We start from the raw sequence: 17,104 nt of genomic DNA on the forward strand, positions 1-17,104 counted from the left end.
GAACGTGAAATGGCCTCTCGGTCGCGAACCGCCGCGTTCGGGGGAACGTTGATGGGACGAGGCGTCGTCTCACTGAAAGGAATCCGCCGAGCGATCGGCATCGATCCTACGCATGCCACCCGAGAACGCCTGCCCGGTCTGGCGACCGGACGACTGCGACGGTACGAGGTCCTGTCCGCCGCGGTGTCCGCGGTACGTGACCGACGACGGAACGAGTTGTACGGTGTACCCGCTCGAGGAGCGGTCGGACCGGATCGACCGTTCGGGACTGGAGTCGGAACCGGACATCCCGCCCGACGGATATCGTGACGGTGACCCGGCGCTGGTCGCGGTCGACGACGGTGACCGGCCGCTCGCCTTCGGGTTCGCCGTCGCCGACGACGGGGCCGCCTCCGTCACGCTCGAGGCCGGGGCCGACCCGGAGGTCGGAACGGAACTCGCCAGGCAACTCGTGGCTCGCCGCCGGGCCGACGACGGGTCCCCGGGCACCCTGTCGATCCGCGGGCCCCGGGCGTCGCTCTCGCGACTCGCGGCAGAACTCGGGGACGGTGGGACGTTCGTCGACCTCGAGTCCTCCGGGGCGGCCGACGAAACCGACTCCCGGGACGAGGAGGGCGTCCTCGAGGTCGACCTCGAGTCCCCCGGGGCGGCCCGGACCGGACACTCGCCGGCCCGCAGGGCGGACGTCGCCGCGCCGCGGGACGTCGGGGCGCTCGTCGATCCCGAGACCGTCGCCGTCGTCGGGGCGACCGACCGCGAGGGATCGATCGGCCGTCTGGTCGTAGAGAACCTCCGCGACGGGTTCGAGGGCGAGGTCGTCCCCGTCACCGACCGACACGAGTCGGTGCTGGGGCTCGAGACCGCCCCGTCGCTGTCGGCGCTTCGAGGCGACGTCGACCTCGCGGTCGTCGTCCTCCCCCGCGACGCAGCGCTCGAGGCCGTCCGCGAGGCCGGCGAGACGGGGGTCGACGCGGTGGCCGTCCTCTCGGCGGGCTTCGGCGAGAGCGACGACGAGGGTGCGAGCCGCGAAGCGGAACTCCGGGAACTCGCCGCCGAACACGACCTCGCACTGATCGGGCCGAACGCGCTCGGGGTCGCCAGCACGCGCGGCGACATGAACGCGAGTTTCGCCCCCGAGATCCCGTCGGCCGGCGGCGTCTCGGTGCTGAGCCACTCGGGCGCGATGATCACCGCGATCCTCGACTGGGCCGACGCGGAGGGGGTCGGCGTCAGGGACGTCGTCTCGCTGGGCAACGCCGCCGGACTCGACGAGGCGACGCTGTTGCGCCACTGGGGCCGGGACCCGGAGACGTCGGTCGTACTCGCCTACCTCGAGGACGTCTCGGACGGTCGGGCGTTCGTCGAGGCGGCCCGCGAGGTGACCGCGTCGACGCCGGTCGTGGCGCTGAAATCGGGGCGAAGCGAGGCCGGCCGGGAAGCCGCGGCCTCACACACGGGCGCGTTGCTCGGCGACGACGCGGGGTTCGACGCCGCGTTCGACGAGGCAGGCGTGATCCGCGTCGACTCCCAGCGCTCGCTGTACGACCTCGTCGCCCTGCTCGAGAGCCAGCCCCTGCCCGCGGGCGACCGCGTCGCCGTCGTGACGAACGCGGGCGGGCCCGGCGTCCTCGCGACCGACGCCGTCGCGGCGTCGGACCTCTCCCTCGCGGAGTTCGGCGCGGAAACCGAGCGGGAACTGGAACGGGCGCTCCCCGACGCCGCGAGCGCCGCGAACCCCGTCGACGTGCTCGGGGACGCCGACGTCGATCGGTTCGTCGACGCCCTCGAGACGGTTCTCGCCGCGCCCTCGGTCGACGCCGCGATCGTCGTCACGACCCCACACCCGCTGGTCTCCCGGGCGGACCTCGCGCGGGCCGTCGGCGACGCCGGCCGGCGGTACGGAGTGCCCGTCGTCACCTGTTTCTCCGGCGGGCCGCTCGAGGGTCCCGTCCAGGACGCCCTCTCGGCGGCCGGCGTGCCGAACTACCCCGACGCGGAGCGGGCGGCGACGGCGCTCGGGGCGGCCGCCTCGTACGCGGCGGACCGTCGCGAACCCCGGACCCCGGCCGACCCCGTCGATGCGGACCACGAACGCGTCGAGTCGGCCGTTCGGGAGCGACTCCGCGCTGGCGAGACTACCCTCGGGGTCGAGTCACTCGACGCGCTCGAGGCCTATGGCGTTTCGACCCCGGCCGCGACGCTCGCGACGACCCGGGCGGAAGCGGTCGATGCCGCCCGGGAGATCGGCGGGCCGGTCGCGATGAAGGCGGTGACGCCCGCGCTGTCGCACAAGACGGACGTCGGCGGCGTCGCCGTCGACGTTCCGCCCGACGAAGCCGGCGAGACCTACGACCGCCTGCGCGAGCGCGTGGCGTCGAACGCGCCCGGGGCGACCGTCCGGGGCGTCCTCGTCCAGGAGATGGCACCCGACGGCGTCGAGTGTCTGGTCGGCGTCACTCGCCACCCGCGGTTCGGTCCGCTGGTCACGTTCGGACTCGGCGGCGTGTTCGTCGAACACCTCGAGGACGTCGCCCACGCGCTGGCACCCCTCTCGCGGTTCGACGCGGAGGAATTGATCCGATCCATCGAGGCCGACGGCGTGCTCGAGGGTGCCCGCGGTCGACCGCCGGCCGACGTCGACGCCCTCGGGGACGCGCTGGTCCGTCTCTCGTGGCTGGCCGTCGAACAGCCCGCGATCCGCGAACTCGAGGTCAACCCGCTCGTCGTCACCGGGGACGACGCCCTCGCGGTCGACTTTCAGGCGGAACTTGAGGGGGCGGCGAGCGAGGCGACCGCCCGCGACTGACCGGGAATCGACCGGGAATCGATCGCCGCTGACGGCTCGAGAATCTCGCCCGAGGGAGCCACGCTCGCCCGTCAGACCGGCCGCGTAAAACGTTCGAAAACGTCGGCAACCTCGAGAAATCAGCGTTGATGACCGTCCCTTTATTAGACCGGCCGGTTCCCAGCTCCGAGCGCATCATGACCTACGACCGCTCGTACCCCGCAACGATGGACCGCGAGACGGTCCAGTCGGTCGGAAAGCTCCTGCTTGCAACCCTCTCGGCGATATTACTGCTCTCGCTGCTCTCCGTGCTCCCCGGCGTCGGGCGCGTGATCCCGGGGACGCCGGTCACGTTCGTCGCGGTCGTCGGCGCGGTCGTGACGGTTGCGATCGTCGGCTTGCTCCTGTGGTTAGCGCCCGCGCTCGCGTCGGTCGTGCGTTCGACGGTCGACGGGCCGACGTCTGTCGTCGACGACGTCGCCTCGATCGTCCAGTTGTTCGTCGTCCTCGTGGCCGTCCTCGTCGCCCATCGCGGTCTCGAGCCCGCTATCGCCCCGTTGCTCGGGGGGCTTTCGTGGACGTTCGACGTGCTGTTCCTGGTACTGGCGCTGGGCCCGCTCGCGATCCTCGCGGCGCGGATCTACGTCTCGCTGGATCCGATCGCGGACCTGCTCGCCGATCGGATCGTCGCTGACGCTGACGCGAGCGACACCGAGACCGGACGCGCCGCGGGAGAGCCGAGTCGAAAAACCGATGCCGACGACGAAACGACCCATACGGGAAGTGAGTAATCATGTCCGCTAACGCGAACGACGATCGATTCCCCGTTCCCGTCCTCGAGGGCGCGATCGCCGGCGTCGCCGCGTGGGTCGTCGGCTACGTCCTCACGTATCTGGTCGTCTCCGGAGAGGTCCGTGAATCCCCGCTCAACCGAGTGATCGAAGCCTTCAGCGGCGAACCGGCGACCTACGAGATGGTCGGCTGGGTGTTCTACAACGCCCATCTGGTCGAGACGGTGTTCCGTGACGTCCCGATCCTGGGGACCCAGGCCGCGTCGTACATCGGCGGCGAGGAAGGGTTCTCCCTCGTCCTGTTTGCGGTCCCGATCGGGCTGCTGTTCGCGTCCGGTATCGCCCTCGCCACCTACCGCGGCGCGTCGGAGGCGACGGAGGGCCTGGTCGTCGGCCTGGCGACAATACCTGGCTATCTCGTCCTCATGATCGCCGGCGTCTTCATCTTCGAGGTGACCGTCGGCGGCGCGAGCGGCGCACCCGACACGCTCCCGGCGATCGTCTTCGCGGGCGTGATCTACCCCGCGGTGTTCGCCGGGACCGGCGGCGTCGTCGGGGCCGTTCTCGGAGACCGGCCGTGACCATCGAACGCCGCCGTCACCGCCCCACCGTCCGAGGACGGTCGGCCCGCTGACGGCGTTCGTCCGCGATCCTTTCGCCGCGACGTGACGGATCGGGTCGAACCGCCCGCCTCGCCCGCCGAACGTGGATTATTAACCACTATCGTTTTCCCGAACCAAACCTATTCACCCCTCGAGCGTCTAGTACGGACGATGACCAGATCCGACGCCGATACCGGGACCGGTACCGACGCGGACGCCGACGACGAGGAGTCGCTCCGCGAACGCGTCGAGCAGTGGCTCAGCCGCGAGATGCCGATCATCCAGATGCACGGGGGGACGAGTGCCGTCAGGAAGGCCGACCCCGACTCCGGCGAAGTCGTCGTCGAACTCGGCGGCGGCTGCAAGGGATGTTCGGTCAGCGACGTCACCACGGGTAACATCGAGGCTGAACTCATCAAGTGGCCCGAAGTCGAGGAAGTCACGGTTCGCGTCCCGGACGCCCGCGACACCCTCGGCGGCCCCGACCAGCCGGAATCGATCATGGGTGTCGACCGGACCGAGGGCGGCCGCGGCGACTGGGGGTCGTCGAACCCGGGCAAGGACCACCTCTAACGCGTCCATCGAGCCGGTCACACCAGGTCGCGTCGGAATCGCCGTATGCACACCGTTGACAGGGGCGGTCAGTTTTGGGAACGCCTATACGTTTTTACGACTCAGTTACGGAGTCATACACCATGACGACGTGTGGACGCCTGCGACCGGGAGGTGACGCCGATGGGTAACGAGCCCGTCGACCGAGAGCGCGACCCCGAGACGGACATCGACGGCGGTAGCGAATCGGAGCCGGAGACCGAAACCGAAACCGAGACCGAAACCGAAACCGACGGCGGCGTTCGCGCCTACACCGTCCGGCTCGAGCTCGTCGACGAGCCCGGGGAGTTGCTCCGTGCACTCGCCCCGATCGCCGACAACGGGGGGAACCTGCTGAGCATCCACCACGAGCGGGGCAACATCACGCCGCGCGGTCACATCCCGGTCGAGGTCGACCTCGAGTCGCCTCCGGATCGGTTCGACGACATCGTGGAGGGACTGCGCGAGGCGGGCGTCAACGTCATCCAGGCCGGCGAGGAGCACTACGGCGAGGAGATCAGCGTCGTCCTCGTGGGCGACCTCGTCGAGAACGACCTCTCCGATACACTCTCGCGGATCGAGTCTGGGGCAAACGCCGCCGTGCTTGACCTCTCCCTGACGGCACCCGAAGGAACCGAGTCCGTCTCGAGCGCACGCGTTCGCCTCGCGATCGACTCGGGCCGGTCGAGCGAGGCGCTCGAGGCGATCCGGTCGCTGGGGTCGGAGAAAGACCTCACCGTCGTCGAACCGCTGCTTGGAGGTGAGAGCGCATGAGACTCGCCGTCCTGGGTGCCGGCGACGTCGGCCGCTCCGTCGCGACGCTCGCAGGCGACTACGGCCACGAGGTCGTCGCGCTGGCCGACTCCTCGAGCGCGGACATCGACCCCGACGGGATCGCCGTCGACGACGCCGTGTCTCGCAAGGAAGGGGGCAACGGTGTCGGAACCGCGGACCCAGAGGACGTCTTCGAGACCGAGTACGACGTCCTCGTCGAGGCGACGCCGACGACCCTCGGCGACGCCGAACCCGGATTCAGTCACGTTACGCGCGCGCTCGAGGCCGACCGCCACGTCGTGCTGGCGAACAAGGGGCCGGTCGCCGAACGCTACGACGAGTTGCGCGCGCTCGAGGCCGAGAGCGCGGGCTCGGTGCGCTTCGAGGCGACGGTCGGCGGAGCCATCCCGGTGCTGTCGACGATCGAGGACTGCACCCCACAGGCCGTCACCGCCGTCCGTGGCGTCCTCAACGGCACTGCGAACTTCATTCTGACGCGGATGGCCGCCGAGGGACTCGACTACGAGCACGTCCTCGCCGAGGCCCAGGACCTGGGCGTTGCGGAGGCCGATCCGACCTTCGACGTCGACGGTACCGACGCCGCACTGAAGTTCGTCATCCTCGCGAACGTGCTCGCCGACGGCGGGTTCTCCCTCGAGGACGCGACCGTCGAAGGGATCGAGGACGTTCCCGGCAGCGCGCTCGAGTTGGCGGCCGAGGACGGCCGGACGATCCGCCTGATCGGCGAGGCGACCCGCGACGGCGTCCGCGTTGGCCCGCGACTGGTGCCCGAAAACGGTGCGCTCGCGGTCACGGGCACCCGAAACATCGTCCAGATCGAGACCCGCCACGCGGGCTCGCTACACTCGAGCGGGCGCGGCGCCGGCGGTCCCGAGACGGCGACGGCGGTGCTGTCGGACGTCGGGCGGCTTCCCGATATCGAACGCGACGACTGACCGGATCGTCGGCTCGCGAGCATATCCGACGGTCGATCCCTCGGGACTCGAAGTCTCGAAACCGTGTGGACAGTACACAAACCGCCGGAGGGCGTCGGGATCACCTGAATACGCTTTCGAAATGGTTTTAACCGCAACGAGCGAAAGAGACCGATATAAGCGCCTCTGCGCGTGAGCTACAACAATGAGCGAACAACACCAGAACCTGGCCATTATCGGTCACGTTGACCACGGGAAAAGTACGCTCGTGGGACGACTCCTCTACGAGACGGGGAGCGTACCCGAGCACGTCATCGAACAGCACCGCGAAGAAGCCGAAGAGAAGGGTAAGGGCGGCTTCGAATTCGCCTACGTGATGGACAACCTCGCCGAGGAGCGAGAGCGTGGTGTCACCATCGACATCGCCCACCAGGAGTTCTCCACCGACGAGTACGACTTCACCATCGTCGACTGTCCTGGCCACCGCGACTTCGTCAAGAACATGATCACTGGCGCGAGCCAGGCCGACAACGCCGTCCTCGTCGTCGCCGCTGACGACGGCGTCGCACCCCAGACCCAGGAGCACGTCTTCCTGGCCCGTACCCTGGGTATCGACGAACTCATCATCGGCGTCAACAAGATGGACATCGTCGACTACAAGGAGTCCACCTTCGACGAAGTCGTCGACGAAGTCAACCAGTTGCTCCAGCAGGTCCAGTTCAACACGGACGACGCCTCCTTCATCCCGATCTCGGCGTTCGAAGGCGACAACATCGCCGAACCCTCCGACAACACGGACTGGTACGACGGCGAAACCCTGCTCGAGGCCCTGAACGACCTGCCGGAGCCGGAGCCGCCGACGGACGCGTCGCTCCGACTTCCGATCCAGGACGTCTACACGATCTCCGGTATCGGTACCGTTCCCGTCGGACGTATCGAGACCGGTGTCATGAACACGGGCGACGACGTCGTCTTCCAGCCCTCGGACGTCGGTGGCGAGGTCAAGACCATCGAGATGCACCACGAAGAGGTGCCCAAGGCCGAGCCCGGTGACAACGTCGGGTTCAACGTCCGTGGCATCGGCAAGGACGACATCCGCCGCGGTGACGTCTGTGGCCCCGCCGACGACCCGCCGAAGGTCGCCGAGACCTTCCAGGCCCAGATCGTCGTCATGCAGCACCCCTCGGTCATCACGGCCGGGTACACGCCGGTCTTCCACGCCCACACGGCACAGGTCGCCTGTACCATCGAATCCATCGACAAGAAGATGGACCCCTCGAGCGGCGAGGTCGCCGAGGAAAACCCCGACTTCATCCAGTCGGGCGACGCTGCTGTGGTCACCATCCGACCGCAGAAGCCCCTCAGCATCGAGCCGTCCAGCGAGATCCCCGAACTCGGTTCCTTCGCCATCCGCGACATGGGTCAGACCATCGCGGCCGGCAAGGTCCTCGAGGTCAACGAGAAATAAATGCAGCAGGCACGCGTTCGACTCGCGGGCACGAGTCCCGACGACCTGGACGACATCTGTGACGACGTCCGCGAGATCGCGAACAACACCGGCGTCAACCTCAGCGGTCCGATCCCGCTGCCGACCAAGACCCTCGAGGTGCCGACCCGGAAATCGCCTGACGGCGAGGGCACCGCGACGTGGGAGCACTGGGAGATGCGCGTCCACAAGCGCCTCATCGACCTGGACGCCGACGAACGCGCACTCCGACAGCTCATGCGCATCCAGGTGCCAAACGACGTCTCGATCGAGATCGTCCTCGAGGACTGATCCGATCGGCGCCGGGTGACGGATCCCGGACGCAACCGTTCCGATTTTCCGTTTTTACTGCGACAGGAGCCGCCGGTGTATTCGTGCCCGTAGCCAGCGACGCGACGGTTAGGCGTTGGACGACGGTCACTCGGTGTACCGAGCGATTACTGGCGCAGTCCACGATCCCGGTACGCGAACACCGATGGCTCCAAGGACACCGATGGCACCGATGATCCGTTCGACCGCTCTCGAACCCTCCGTAATCGCCGATGAACGCCGCTACAGCCCCACTGATGCCGTTTCGTCCGAGGCGTAACTCGAGCCTACGGAAGAAACGCACACATTCGCCGTCGTCGACCCGCGTAAGGCGTGCAGACTTTTGGGTCTCGATCCCCGAATGAACCTATGCCAAGCGGGAACAGGAAGGGAACGCGAAACCGACGGCCGGCACGGTCGCCCTCCGACGCGACCCCCAACTCGAGCCCGGAGGACGGCCGGGGTCGGGATCCGAACCCGAACGGGGGCTCGGGCAGTCCCGTGCTCGAGATTCTCGTCGTCTTCCTGGCCGTCTACCTCCTGCAGGGGGTGGCGGCGTTCGCGGGGGCGATGGGCGGCCTGTTCGTGCTCGCGCCGCCGCTGACGGACAACCCCTGGACGATCGTGACCAGTGTCTACGCTCACGGCGGAATGGGCCATCTCCTCTCGAACAGCGTCGCGTTGCTCCTGTTCGGCTGGCCGATCGCCCGCGCGACGAGTCGGCTCCGGTTTCACCTGTTTTTCGCGATCACGGGTGCGCTGGCCGGTATCTCGCAGATTCTCCTGACGGACGCGGTCCTGGCCAGTCCGCTCGTCGCCGCGACGGGCCGACCCGGCGTACTCGGCGCGAGCGGGGCCGTCTTCGCGCTGATGGGCTATCTGATCGCTTCGAACCGACTGTCGGCGGGCCTGGCGTCGTTCGTCGACGTTCCACGGTGGGTGGCGATCACGGTGTTCGTCGTCCTGGCGGCGGCCGTGACCCTGGCGACGGCGTCGCCGGGAGTCGCGCTGGTCGCACACTTCGCTGGGTTCCTGCTGGGGCTGTTCGCCGGCCGAGCACGGGTGTTACACGTCGGCCGACAACCCAGATACTGACGCCAGCCCTCGAGCGACGAAGACGGATCGGACGCACCTCGAGTCGACGAGAAGCGTCGTGAGGTGCCGGGGATAGTGGTTCCCGGCGGTTTCCGGAGTATCCACCGTGCTATCGACGTGTCCGGAACGTTTTTGTGCAGCTGTTCTGATTCGTAGCCAACAGGTCATACGCGATGAACGAGTACCGACTTCGGCTGTCACTGCTGGTTCGCATGGCCGTCGCCGTCGGCGTCCTCGTGACGCTGTCGATCGCAGTCGCGGTCGTCGTCGGCCTGATTGGAGGGGTGCTGGGACTCGTCGCCTGGGAGTGGATCGAATCCGGGTTCGAACTCGTTGGCTCGTTTCCCGGACTCAGCGACCTGACGGCTCTTTCGCCCGCGGCCGCCGCGATTCTCGCCGCCCTCGGGCCGCTGGTCGTCATTAACTGGTGGCAGCCGATAACCGACTACACGCCCGTCGAGTACCTGTTCCGGCCGACCCCGTCTTCGCTGTTCGTCACGGGCGGCCTGCTCGGCTGTCTGTACCTCGCGATCGTCGACGGGAGCGCCGCCCTCGCAGGGGCGCTCGAGGCGGTGCGGTCGACGACCGAGGGCCTGCTGGTTGGGTTCGGGCTGAGCGGTTTCCTCGTCGTGGTCCTGCTGGTTGCAGAATCCCGCCGTGAGATCCGCCGGCTCCAGGATCGACTGATCGCCGACAGCGAGCCCGTTACGGCGATCGATCCGGTGCTCGAAGCAACCGTCCGACGACTCGCCACGCTCGCGAGCGTCCCCGTGCCCGACGTGTACGTCACCGAGACCGATCGACCCGAGTCGTTCACGGTCGGAAGCGGCGACTCGGCCGTGATCGTGGTGTCGACGGGGCTATGCGAACGGCTCTCCGACGCGGAACTCGAGGCCGTGCTGGCCCACGAGGTCAGTCACTTGGCGAACTGGGACAGTCGGCTCATGGCCGCCGCCATCGTCCCGGTGGTGATCGCCGACGACTGGATCGAGCGCGAATCGCCGGACATCAGGGATCTACTGTGGAACGCCGTCTTCGGCGCGTTACGGCTGTACGGCCAGTTCGGCGTCGCCGTCCTCTCCCGCGGCCGGGAGTGGCACGCCGACGCCGGTGCGGCCGCGCTGGTCGGCTCACCGGCTCCGCTGGCGGGCGCCCTCGAGACGCTTGCCGACGCCAGATACAAGCCGGAGACGGATCTCCGGGAGTGGGAACGATCGATCGTCGCCCTGGACGTGTTGCCACCCGCGCTCGAGGACCGGACGTCGGGACCGTTCCAGACCCATCCTCCGACTGAGGCTCGGATTCGGCGCTTGCGAGGCCTGGAGGACGAGGACGAGGACGAACGGTCGTAACCTCGAGTGTGGTCCCGAGGGACACGACGGCGGCGCCCATGCCAGTGCGTGCGTACGAATCACGATCTTCCGACGAAACACAAGGTACAAATAGAAACCCGGGTTAGAAACGGGTGCGGGCTCGTAGATCAGTGGCAGATCGCTTCCTTCGCAAGGAAGAGGCCCCGGGTTCAAATCCCGGCGAGTCCACTTCTCTGTTGATTCGTCGCGAAGTATCCGGTTAGTCGCCGCTGTAGCGACTGGCTCGGAATTATTCAGTCGATCCCGTGCCGTAGGAACCCTCTCGAGAGATCGAAGGACGAAGACATCCGAATCAGGGTGTCCGCTTGCTGGCGATTTTAGCGAAGGAAATCGGGGGTGGTCGGCGTGAGTTCCTCGCTTCGAGGACAGGTCTCCGATTCGACCTGTCTTCACTGTGGTGCTTACGTCACCGATCGGTTCGGACGTGTCTTCGGCGACGATCACGACCGCGCCCACCGCTGTCCCGAGTGCGATAGCTACCGACGGTTGACTCGCGGGTCCGCAGCTGGGAAAGACGTCGCCGTTCCCGATCCGGAGTGCTCGCCTGGCCGTCACGGAGGTGAGGCCGATGTGTGAGGAGTTCGTCCCCGCGAGTCGGCTCTATCACGTCGAAAGCCGGACGCCCATAGCCCATCCGGCCCATCAGGCGAGCGACGAGGACGTTCGGGAAGCGCTCGAGGGCAGCGAGGTTCGGGCCGACGGCGGTCTGTCCTGGAGCGAGGAGGTTAGTTCAGCTACGATTGAAGGAACGCTAGTCCCGGTTGTCCAGATCGACCGCATCGACGGGGACGTGGTCGTCTCCGTCGACGTAGCGACCGCGGTCGATGAAGGGTTCGAATTCACCGATATCTGGCAGTGCAAACGAGTGACGGTGTCGATCTCCGGGCGGGAGTTCGCTGCGACGATCACCGGTTGTAACATCGAACACGGTATCGCGGCGATCGGGCTGACCGATTGCGAACCGTTCGGCACTGCCGGTGATTCGCGATGAGCCGTGACGAGCGGCCCCGGACGGAATCGCCGTGGTACTGTCCGGAGTGCGAGATCTGGGTCGGCTGGAAGCACGACGTGTGTTCTGAGGGGCACCGTCGCCCGCGGCTTCCGTTGCGCTACGACGACGTCGAGTTCGATCACTCCTGGCGGGTAACGCGCCGCCATCGACTTCGTGGAAAGCTCCGGTCGCTTCGTGATCGGATCAACGGAGGGATCGACCGATGAGCCGGGTCGTCGACTCCGACGAGTGCGAGCGGTGTGAAGAGTCGATTCCAGCGACACGGCGACTCTGTCCCGACTGCGCTCGAGAGGTGCGGAAAGCGCGAGGTGGTCCGCTGTGAGCCGGACGTCGGAACTCGAGAGTCCGAAGGCGAGTGGGGACTTCCTCGAGGGCGAGATCGTCCAGCGGATCGACGCCCTGGAGTACGTCGACGATCGGACCGCCGACTGGCACGACGCGAAAACGACGGCCGTCCTCGAGCCGGATCGGACGCTGCCGTTCTACGGCGTCGTCCTCCTGGAGCCAGAGATTCCGGTCGAGATCAAGGGCTGTCAGTACCAGACGAGCAACGGCGAGTATCCCACGCACGGCCGGTATTACGTCAAACGCCGGGCGCACGACCGACTCCTCGAGGCGGGCGGGATGTACCTGTTCGTGGTGTACGTCCCGCGGCCGGAGTTGCCCCAGCTGGCCCGCGCGGTCGTTCCGGCGACGATCGTCGACGAACTGCTCGCAGGTCGATGGTACAACGTCGGCGGGTCGCGGTCGGAAAACGAGGTCGCGAAGCTGTCGTGGTCGAACGTGATCGAGCCCGAGGGTGTCGATCCAGCGACGCGAGTCGGTGATGCGCGATGAGTACCGACGTCGACGATGGTCGCGATCGCGCAGCTGAACTCGAGAGCGCGGAAGCGGGTCAGTTCGGGGTGCCGGTCGACGCGATTTGCGTGGGCTGTGGGCGGATTCGCGTCAAGCGTGCCGATCCGAACGAGATCGGGCAGGCGAGTGACGTCGATCCCACCGACCTCGAGGCGGCCGACTGTACGTCGTTCAAGCACGTTTGCCACCGCTGCGGGTCCGCGACGTGGTGGAATCCGGTCGCGATCCTCACCGGCCTCCTCGAGCGCGAGCAGGAGGGAGGTGAGTAGCGGTGCCCCAGGTCGAGACGACGCCCCACGAGATTGAGGGCCGCTGGAAGTGGCCCGACTGGGGACGCGGCCCGTACGATGCGCTTTCGTCGGTGATGCTCGGTCCACCGTTCGAGGGCTACCTGGAGTTGGACGTCGACGTCGACGGCGAGCCCTGGCACCTCGAGGTGAGCTACAGCAAATCCGGGTTCGCACCGCGGCTCTCGGATGGAATCAACGCCGAACGGCTCTACGAGTGGGACATTCGCGGCCGTGGGCGCGGTGAGCGGAAGGCGTCCTACAACATCTCCCCACGGTTTCCGAATATGCGCCACTGGGAGACCGGCGAGCCCCTGGATCTCCCCTGGGAGAATCAGGTCGGTGAGGTCGACGGAGTGGACGTCGAATTCCACACCAGTAACATCGAAGCCGACCGTGGCCTCGAGTTGCTGCCGGAGTTTTTCGCGGCGATCTTCGAGCACGCAGGCGAGCGAATCCATTCGGAGTACTTCCGGACGGAACCGCACTCGGCGAGTCGAATGTGGGCGTACGAGCGGTACGTCCGCATTCGCCGAGAATGGGCAGAGAAGCTCGCGTCCGCGGGGGTTCTGCAGAAAGTCGTTCACTATCTCTCCGACCTCGAGGGAGTGAAGGCGGAACTTCACCTCGATAATCGGGAGGTCGTGAACCACCAGAACCGGCTGTTTCTCAATCCGCAGTCAGCGGAGGAACTTCTTCCTGGACACACCTACGGACGGAAGCTCGAGATCTACCAGCTGGCCGATCCGGATGCGGTCTCGAAGGACCACCCGTCGTACCATCCGAAGGTCGAAGTCTTGGTGAACAAGAAGATGAACGACGGCGAGGCATGGGCGTGGGCCGACCGTCACGAAGTGACTGAGCAGATCGAAGAGACGCTACTGAACGCGCTCCACTGGGAAGACATTCCGCTCGGTCCGGACGGAAACAACGTCTACGTTCCGGACGATCACTTCGATGCGGCCGCTCGCGATGAGCCAGTCGAACTCTACGACGATCCGACGCCCCGCCTCGAGGCGAAGACGGATCACCTGTTGATGACGACGCTGCGGGACATGGGCGAGACCGCGCGGGAAGTGACGGAGACGGTCGCGACTGACGGGAGAGGCGAGGTCGACGATCTCGCCGACCAGCTGGGGAAGCACCCCACGACGATCTACCGCGCGATCGAGGACCTCGGCGAGATTCTCGAGCTGGACCAGGGCGAGATCTCGTTCCGCGCCCGAAAGTACCAGGAGGAACTGCGCGCGCTCGTCGAGTCGGCGGAGTACGCGATCGAGAGTTTTGCCGATCGCATCCAGCACGTGATGGGGTTAGCGGACCACATCGCCGAGTCGTCACCGTTCCAGCAGTGGCTCGCCGAGAACGGCGCTGAGATCGAATACGACCAGGAGGGCGAGCCCCGGCGAATGCGAATCGACGCGATCCTCTCCGAACTGAAGTCGACCAGTTTCGAGAACGTCCAGGCGATCGCCGCCGAGGCGATCGACAAGTGGCGGAAGTCCGGCAATGATCCGGCGATCCTTCGGCGCACCGAGATGTCCTGGAAGACGCCAGAAGGCGGTACCGAGGTCGGGTTCGTCGGCGCGGTCGCCGACCGCTGAACCGATCTCGGTAGTGGCAACACTCTTCGCTGACTTCTTTTCGACAATTCAGATTGTAATAGAGCGGTGATTGTCCAACTCTGGTTATAGTCGCGCCCTCGAGGGCGGGGTCGGCGGCGCGATCGCGCCGCGACGGCTGCGGGTCGGTTTCGCGCTTCGCGCGAAACACCCCTTGCCGGGTGTCGCCAAGGCGACAGCGCCAAAAAATTACAGTGCCCCACCCCCGCCTTCGCAAATCTCCAGTCGAAGCACACGAAACGGGGGTTAGACAATCTCGGAGTTAGCGGTGCATTTTTTATCGGATTGATTCGTTCATGACATTATGAACATGATTGTAGCTATCACCCTTGGACAGTTCCTGAGTATTCTGGGTGCGATTGTTGTTCTCATTGGTATGGTTATTCTCTATTTCATGTGGGAGTCGGCTCGACGGAGCGCGTAGCCTCTATTCTCCGCCACCGCCTGGGGTTGCACGTCGACGAAATCCGTTTCCCGAATATGCACACGAGTCGAGCAACGCCGTGTGCATATTGCTCGCCGATCGGCGCGACGAACCCACCGACTTCTCTGACAGAGTGATAGAATCACCCCCGTTTCGGGCTGAATGGGCCGGTCCAGTGAGTCGAAAAAACTAGGATTTCGGGGGTCGTGTGTACGAGTATGCGAATCCGAACCGACGGCGACTATGCTTACCGGGAGGACGCGATCGAGCGAGCAGCGGACTTCTACGACTGCAACAAGACGAAAGCCGTGGTGAGTGCCTGCGAGGATGTGCCCCGCCTGGTTGCAGCTGCCCGCCAGGTCCTCGAGCGCGACGACCTCACGCACGAACAGCGCCAGGAGATCGCCGAGACGCTCTCGACGAGAGTGACAAGCTTCGAAGTGGAGAAGAACGTAACCGTCGAGCGGGAGTAGTCACCGGAATCCCAGAAACGATGTCCGCCAGAATCGTTCCGTCACCGGGACGATCGCGCTCCCGTCCTGGACGCTCGAGTTCGTAGTACGCCTCCCGGATGGATGGGCCAGTAGATCGAAGCGTGACCCGCAGGTCTTTGACGGATGCTGACTATACCTCTGACATGCCATTCAGTGTCTCCTGGCATACGCTTCTCGACGAACTCGACGACCTACCAGGAGGGGCCACCCTGATCACGCCGCTGTCGCACAACCGCTTTCAGGTGACTGACGTTCAGGAGCAACGAGTCGTCATCGAATTTCTCGACCGCGACATCGATGAAACGCAGCCGCTCCAGCGCGAGCAGTTCGAAACCCTGTTCCGACGGATCACTGAGGAGCCGGGCGGATTCGAACTCGACAGACTCCCGGCCGACGCCGACCCGTATCCTGCCGTCCTCAGTCTTCACCCGCGATTCGAGATCGACGCGGACCGAGGCGTAATCGTCGAGAAAGAGGGGCCGACCACCAGCCAGCTACTCGATGCAGAAACCGAACCCGAGAGCGACGATCAAGAACGAACCGAGCCGGACTTAGACGTATATGCGGATGCACTTCTTCTCGTTGACGCCCTCGAGCGACACGATGTGACCACCCTCGAGGAGGTGGACACCGACGCGCTGGTGAACATCTATACCCTCCTTTCGGACGTTCAGCGTAACGCGAACGATCTCCGACAGGATGTCGCCGACGTTCTCCTCAACCGACTTCATCACGATCGACCTGTAAGCGGTCCGTTCGGGTCGGTCCAGCGGACGAGCCGTCAGAACCGCACCCTCAAAGACGAAGAGGTAGTTGTGGAAACGCTCGAGGACGCCGGAATCGATCGTGAGCGGATACTGGGCGTAGACCGGTCTAAGGTCGATGAGGCACTCGAGGTCACGGAAGTTGCCGAAAGCGATGTGTACGAAATCGAGACCTCCGAATACGTCCGGAAAGCCGAGGTGGATGAAGAACGCAAGGAGACGCGGCTCCAGGGACTCAAAGATCAACTTGCAGCGTCAGAAGAGGAAGGAGCTGAAGAGCTACGTGAAGAGATCGAAGACCTGGAAGCGCGTATCGACGACCTCACGAGTTTCCGAACCGGCGCAGAAGTCAGCGACTAATGGGTAGGGACCTCAGAACACGTCCTCGATCGAGATCTTCGCCTGCTGGGTTCCGCGGTGATCGCCGCCCCCATGCCACCGGAGTAGGGGAAGATCGCACGCCCGAACCATCTTGTCCTGAACGACCGTCAGTCCCGATCGGCCGTGCGGTCGGTAGACGACGAAACAATACCAACCGTCGTGCCGCCGGAGTTTCTCGTGATACTCCCGGTAGACCTTGAAATTCCCCGGCTGGCCGTCCGCGTGCTCGAGCATGGTGCTCTTGATTTCGACGGGAGTTCCGTTCCCGAATCGGGCGTCGTGCCAGCTGGCTCGCTCGAGGTCGAACCGACGCTTCCGGGCCATCCGCTTTTCGCAGATCGTCCCGAAGTGGTTCGCGCGTTTTGATCGATTCATCTCTAATTCTGTGCTGTTAGAAACGACATTTCTTCCCACCACACGAATCGCCGCTCGCGAGGACGAGTCAACCAGCGAACGGCTGGCGGGAGATCGACATGCCACGCGCGTCGCGCGCCGCTATATATACTCCTCCGCCGACCTTC

At 65.8% G+C, this 17,104-nt stretch carries 19 protein-coding genes and 1 tRNA gene; 19 read left to right on the forward strand and 1 reads right to left on the reverse strand.

Going from position 1 to position 17,104, the window contains the following annotated elements:
• The first annotated feature begins 112 nt into the window (after positions 1 to 112).
• From CHINAEXTREME_RS20160 to CHINAEXTREME_RS20250, 19 genes are all read left to right on the forward strand, one after another.
• Positions 113 to 2,806 carry an acetate--CoA ligase family protein gene (locus CHINAEXTREME_RS20160; protein ID WP_007140425.1) on the forward strand — a complete coding sequence of 898 codons (2,694 nt, stop codon included), beginning with the start codon at positions 113 to 115 and terminating at the stop codon, positions 2,804 to 2,806.
• A 176-nt stretch (positions 2,807 to 2,982) separates the two neighbouring features.
• Positions 2,983 to 3,576 carry a hypothetical protein gene (locus tag CHINAEXTREME_RS20165; protein ID WP_007140424.1) on the forward strand — a complete coding sequence of 198 codons (594 nt, stop codon included), beginning with the start codon at positions 2,983 to 2,985 and terminating at the stop codon, positions 3,574 to 3,576.
• A gap of 2 nt (positions 3,577 to 3,578) precedes the next feature.
• Entirely contained in the window at positions 3,579 to 4,157 is a 579-nt protein-coding gene (locus tag CHINAEXTREME_RS20170) for a hypothetical protein (RefSeq protein ID WP_007140423.1), read from the forward strand.
• A 192-nt stretch (positions 4,158 to 4,349) separates the two neighbouring features.
• On the forward strand, positions 4,350 to 4,751 hold the full coding sequence (locus CHINAEXTREME_RS20175) for a NifU family protein (RefSeq protein ID WP_007140422.1): 402 nt from the start codon (positions 4,350 to 4,352) through the stop codon (positions 4,749 to 4,751).
• A gap of 162 nt (positions 4,752 to 4,913) precedes the next feature.
• Positions 4,914 to 5,543 carry an amino acid-binding protein gene (locus CHINAEXTREME_RS20180; protein ID WP_029601617.1) on the forward strand — a complete coding sequence of 210 codons (630 nt, stop codon included), beginning with the start codon at positions 4,914 to 4,916 and terminating at the stop codon, positions 5,541 to 5,543.
• Positions 5,540 to 6,499 (forward strand): homoserine dehydrogenase, encoded by a 960-nt coding sequence (locus tag CHINAEXTREME_RS20185; RefSeq protein ID WP_007140420.1) that lies wholly within the window; start codon positions 5,540 to 5,542, stop codon positions 6,497 to 6,499. Before CHINAEXTREME_RS20180 ends, CHINAEXTREME_RS20185 begins: the two co-directional genes overlap by 4 nt.
• Before the next feature lie 184 nt (positions 6,500 to 6,683).
• Positions 6,684 to 7,946, forward strand: coding sequence for a translation elongation factor EF-1 subunit alpha (gene tuf, locus CHINAEXTREME_RS20190; protein WP_007140419.1), 1,263 nt, complete (start codon positions 6,684 to 6,686; stop codon positions 7,944 to 7,946).
• Positions 7,947 to 8,255, forward strand: coding sequence for a 30S ribosomal protein S10 (gene rpsJ / locus CHINAEXTREME_RS20195; RefSeq protein ID WP_004215311.1), 309 nt, complete (start codon positions 7,947 to 7,949; stop codon positions 8,253 to 8,255).
• A gap of 387 nt (positions 8,256 to 8,642) precedes the next feature.
• Complete coding sequence (locus CHINAEXTREME_RS20200) at positions 8,643 to 9,368, forward strand: rhomboid family intramembrane serine protease (RefSeq protein ID WP_007140418.1); 726 nt, start codon at positions 8,643 to 8,645, stop codon at positions 9,366 to 9,368.
• 173 nt (positions 9,369 to 9,541) lie between these two features.
• Complete coding sequence (locus CHINAEXTREME_RS20205) at positions 9,542 to 10,720, forward strand: M48 family metallopeptidase (protein WP_007140417.1); 1,179 nt, start codon at positions 9,542 to 9,544, stop codon at positions 10,718 to 10,720.
• A 117-nt stretch (positions 10,721 to 10,837) separates the two neighbouring features.
• A tRNA-Ala gene (locus tag CHINAEXTREME_RS20210) sits at positions 10,838 to 10,909 on the forward strand.
• Between the two features lie 168 nt (positions 10,910 to 11,077).
• Positions 11,078 to 11,317: a DUF7563 family protein gene (locus tag CHINAEXTREME_RS22335; RefSeq protein WP_076738774.1), complete on the forward strand. Its 240-nt coding sequence runs from the start codon at positions 11,078 to 11,080 to the stop codon at positions 11,315 to 11,317.
• On the forward strand, positions 11,310 to 11,732 hold the full coding sequence (locus tag CHINAEXTREME_RS20220) for a hypothetical protein (protein WP_010546891.1): 423 nt from the start codon (positions 11,310 to 11,312) through the stop codon (positions 11,730 to 11,732). The genes CHINAEXTREME_RS22335 and CHINAEXTREME_RS20220 overlap by 8 nt, the downstream gene beginning before the upstream one ends.
• A complete protein-coding gene (locus tag CHINAEXTREME_RS20225) occupies positions 11,729 to 11,959 on the forward strand; it encodes a hypothetical protein (RefSeq protein WP_010546892.1) in 231 nt (76 codons plus the stop codon). The genes CHINAEXTREME_RS20220 and CHINAEXTREME_RS20225 overlap by 4 nt, the downstream gene beginning before the upstream one ends.
• A gap of 112 nt (positions 11,960 to 12,071) precedes the next feature.
• On the forward strand, positions 12,072 to 12,590 hold the full coding sequence (locus tag CHINAEXTREME_RS20230; protein ID WP_007140823.1) for a hypothetical protein: 519 nt from the start codon (positions 12,072 to 12,074) through the stop codon (positions 12,588 to 12,590).
• Positions 12,587 to 12,880 (forward strand): hypothetical protein, encoded by a 294-nt coding sequence (locus tag CHINAEXTREME_RS20235; protein ID WP_010546893.1) that lies wholly within the window; start codon positions 12,587 to 12,589, stop codon positions 12,878 to 12,880. The genes CHINAEXTREME_RS20230 and CHINAEXTREME_RS20235 overlap by 4 nt, the downstream gene beginning before the upstream one ends.
• A gap of 2 nt (positions 12,881 to 12,882) precedes the next feature.
• On the forward strand, positions 12,883 to 14,502 hold the full coding sequence (locus CHINAEXTREME_RS20240) for a DUF7845 domain-containing protein (protein WP_029601803.1): 1,620 nt from the start codon (positions 12,883 to 12,885) through the stop codon (positions 14,500 to 14,502).
• Between the two features lie 660 nt (positions 14,503 to 15,162).
• Positions 15,163 to 15,417 carry a DUF7692 domain-containing protein gene (locus CHINAEXTREME_RS20245; protein WP_010546895.1) on the forward strand — a complete coding sequence of 85 codons (255 nt, stop codon included), beginning with the start codon at positions 15,163 to 15,165 and terminating at the stop codon, positions 15,415 to 15,417.
• A gap of 164 nt (positions 15,418 to 15,581) precedes the next feature.
• Complete coding sequence (locus CHINAEXTREME_RS20250; RefSeq protein ID WP_010546896.1) at positions 15,582 to 16,562, forward strand: PD-(D/E)XK nuclease family protein; 981 nt, start codon at positions 15,582 to 15,584, stop codon at positions 16,560 to 16,562.
• Between the two features lie 12 nt (positions 16,563 to 16,574).
• Here CHINAEXTREME_RS20250 and CHINAEXTREME_RS20255 read toward each other — a convergent pair whose 3' ends face one another.
• A complete protein-coding gene (locus CHINAEXTREME_RS20255; RefSeq protein ID WP_007140415.1) occupies positions 16,575 to 16,958 on the reverse strand; it encodes a hypothetical protein in 384 nt (127 codons plus the stop codon).
• Between the last annotated feature and the right edge of the window lie 146 nt (positions 16,959 to 17,104).

Source organism: Halobiforma lacisalsi AJ5 (genome assembly GCF_000226975.2).
GTDB classification, from domain to species: domain Archaea; phylum Halobacteriota; class Halobacteria; order Halobacteriales; family Natrialbaceae; genus Natronobacterium; species Natronobacterium lacisalsi.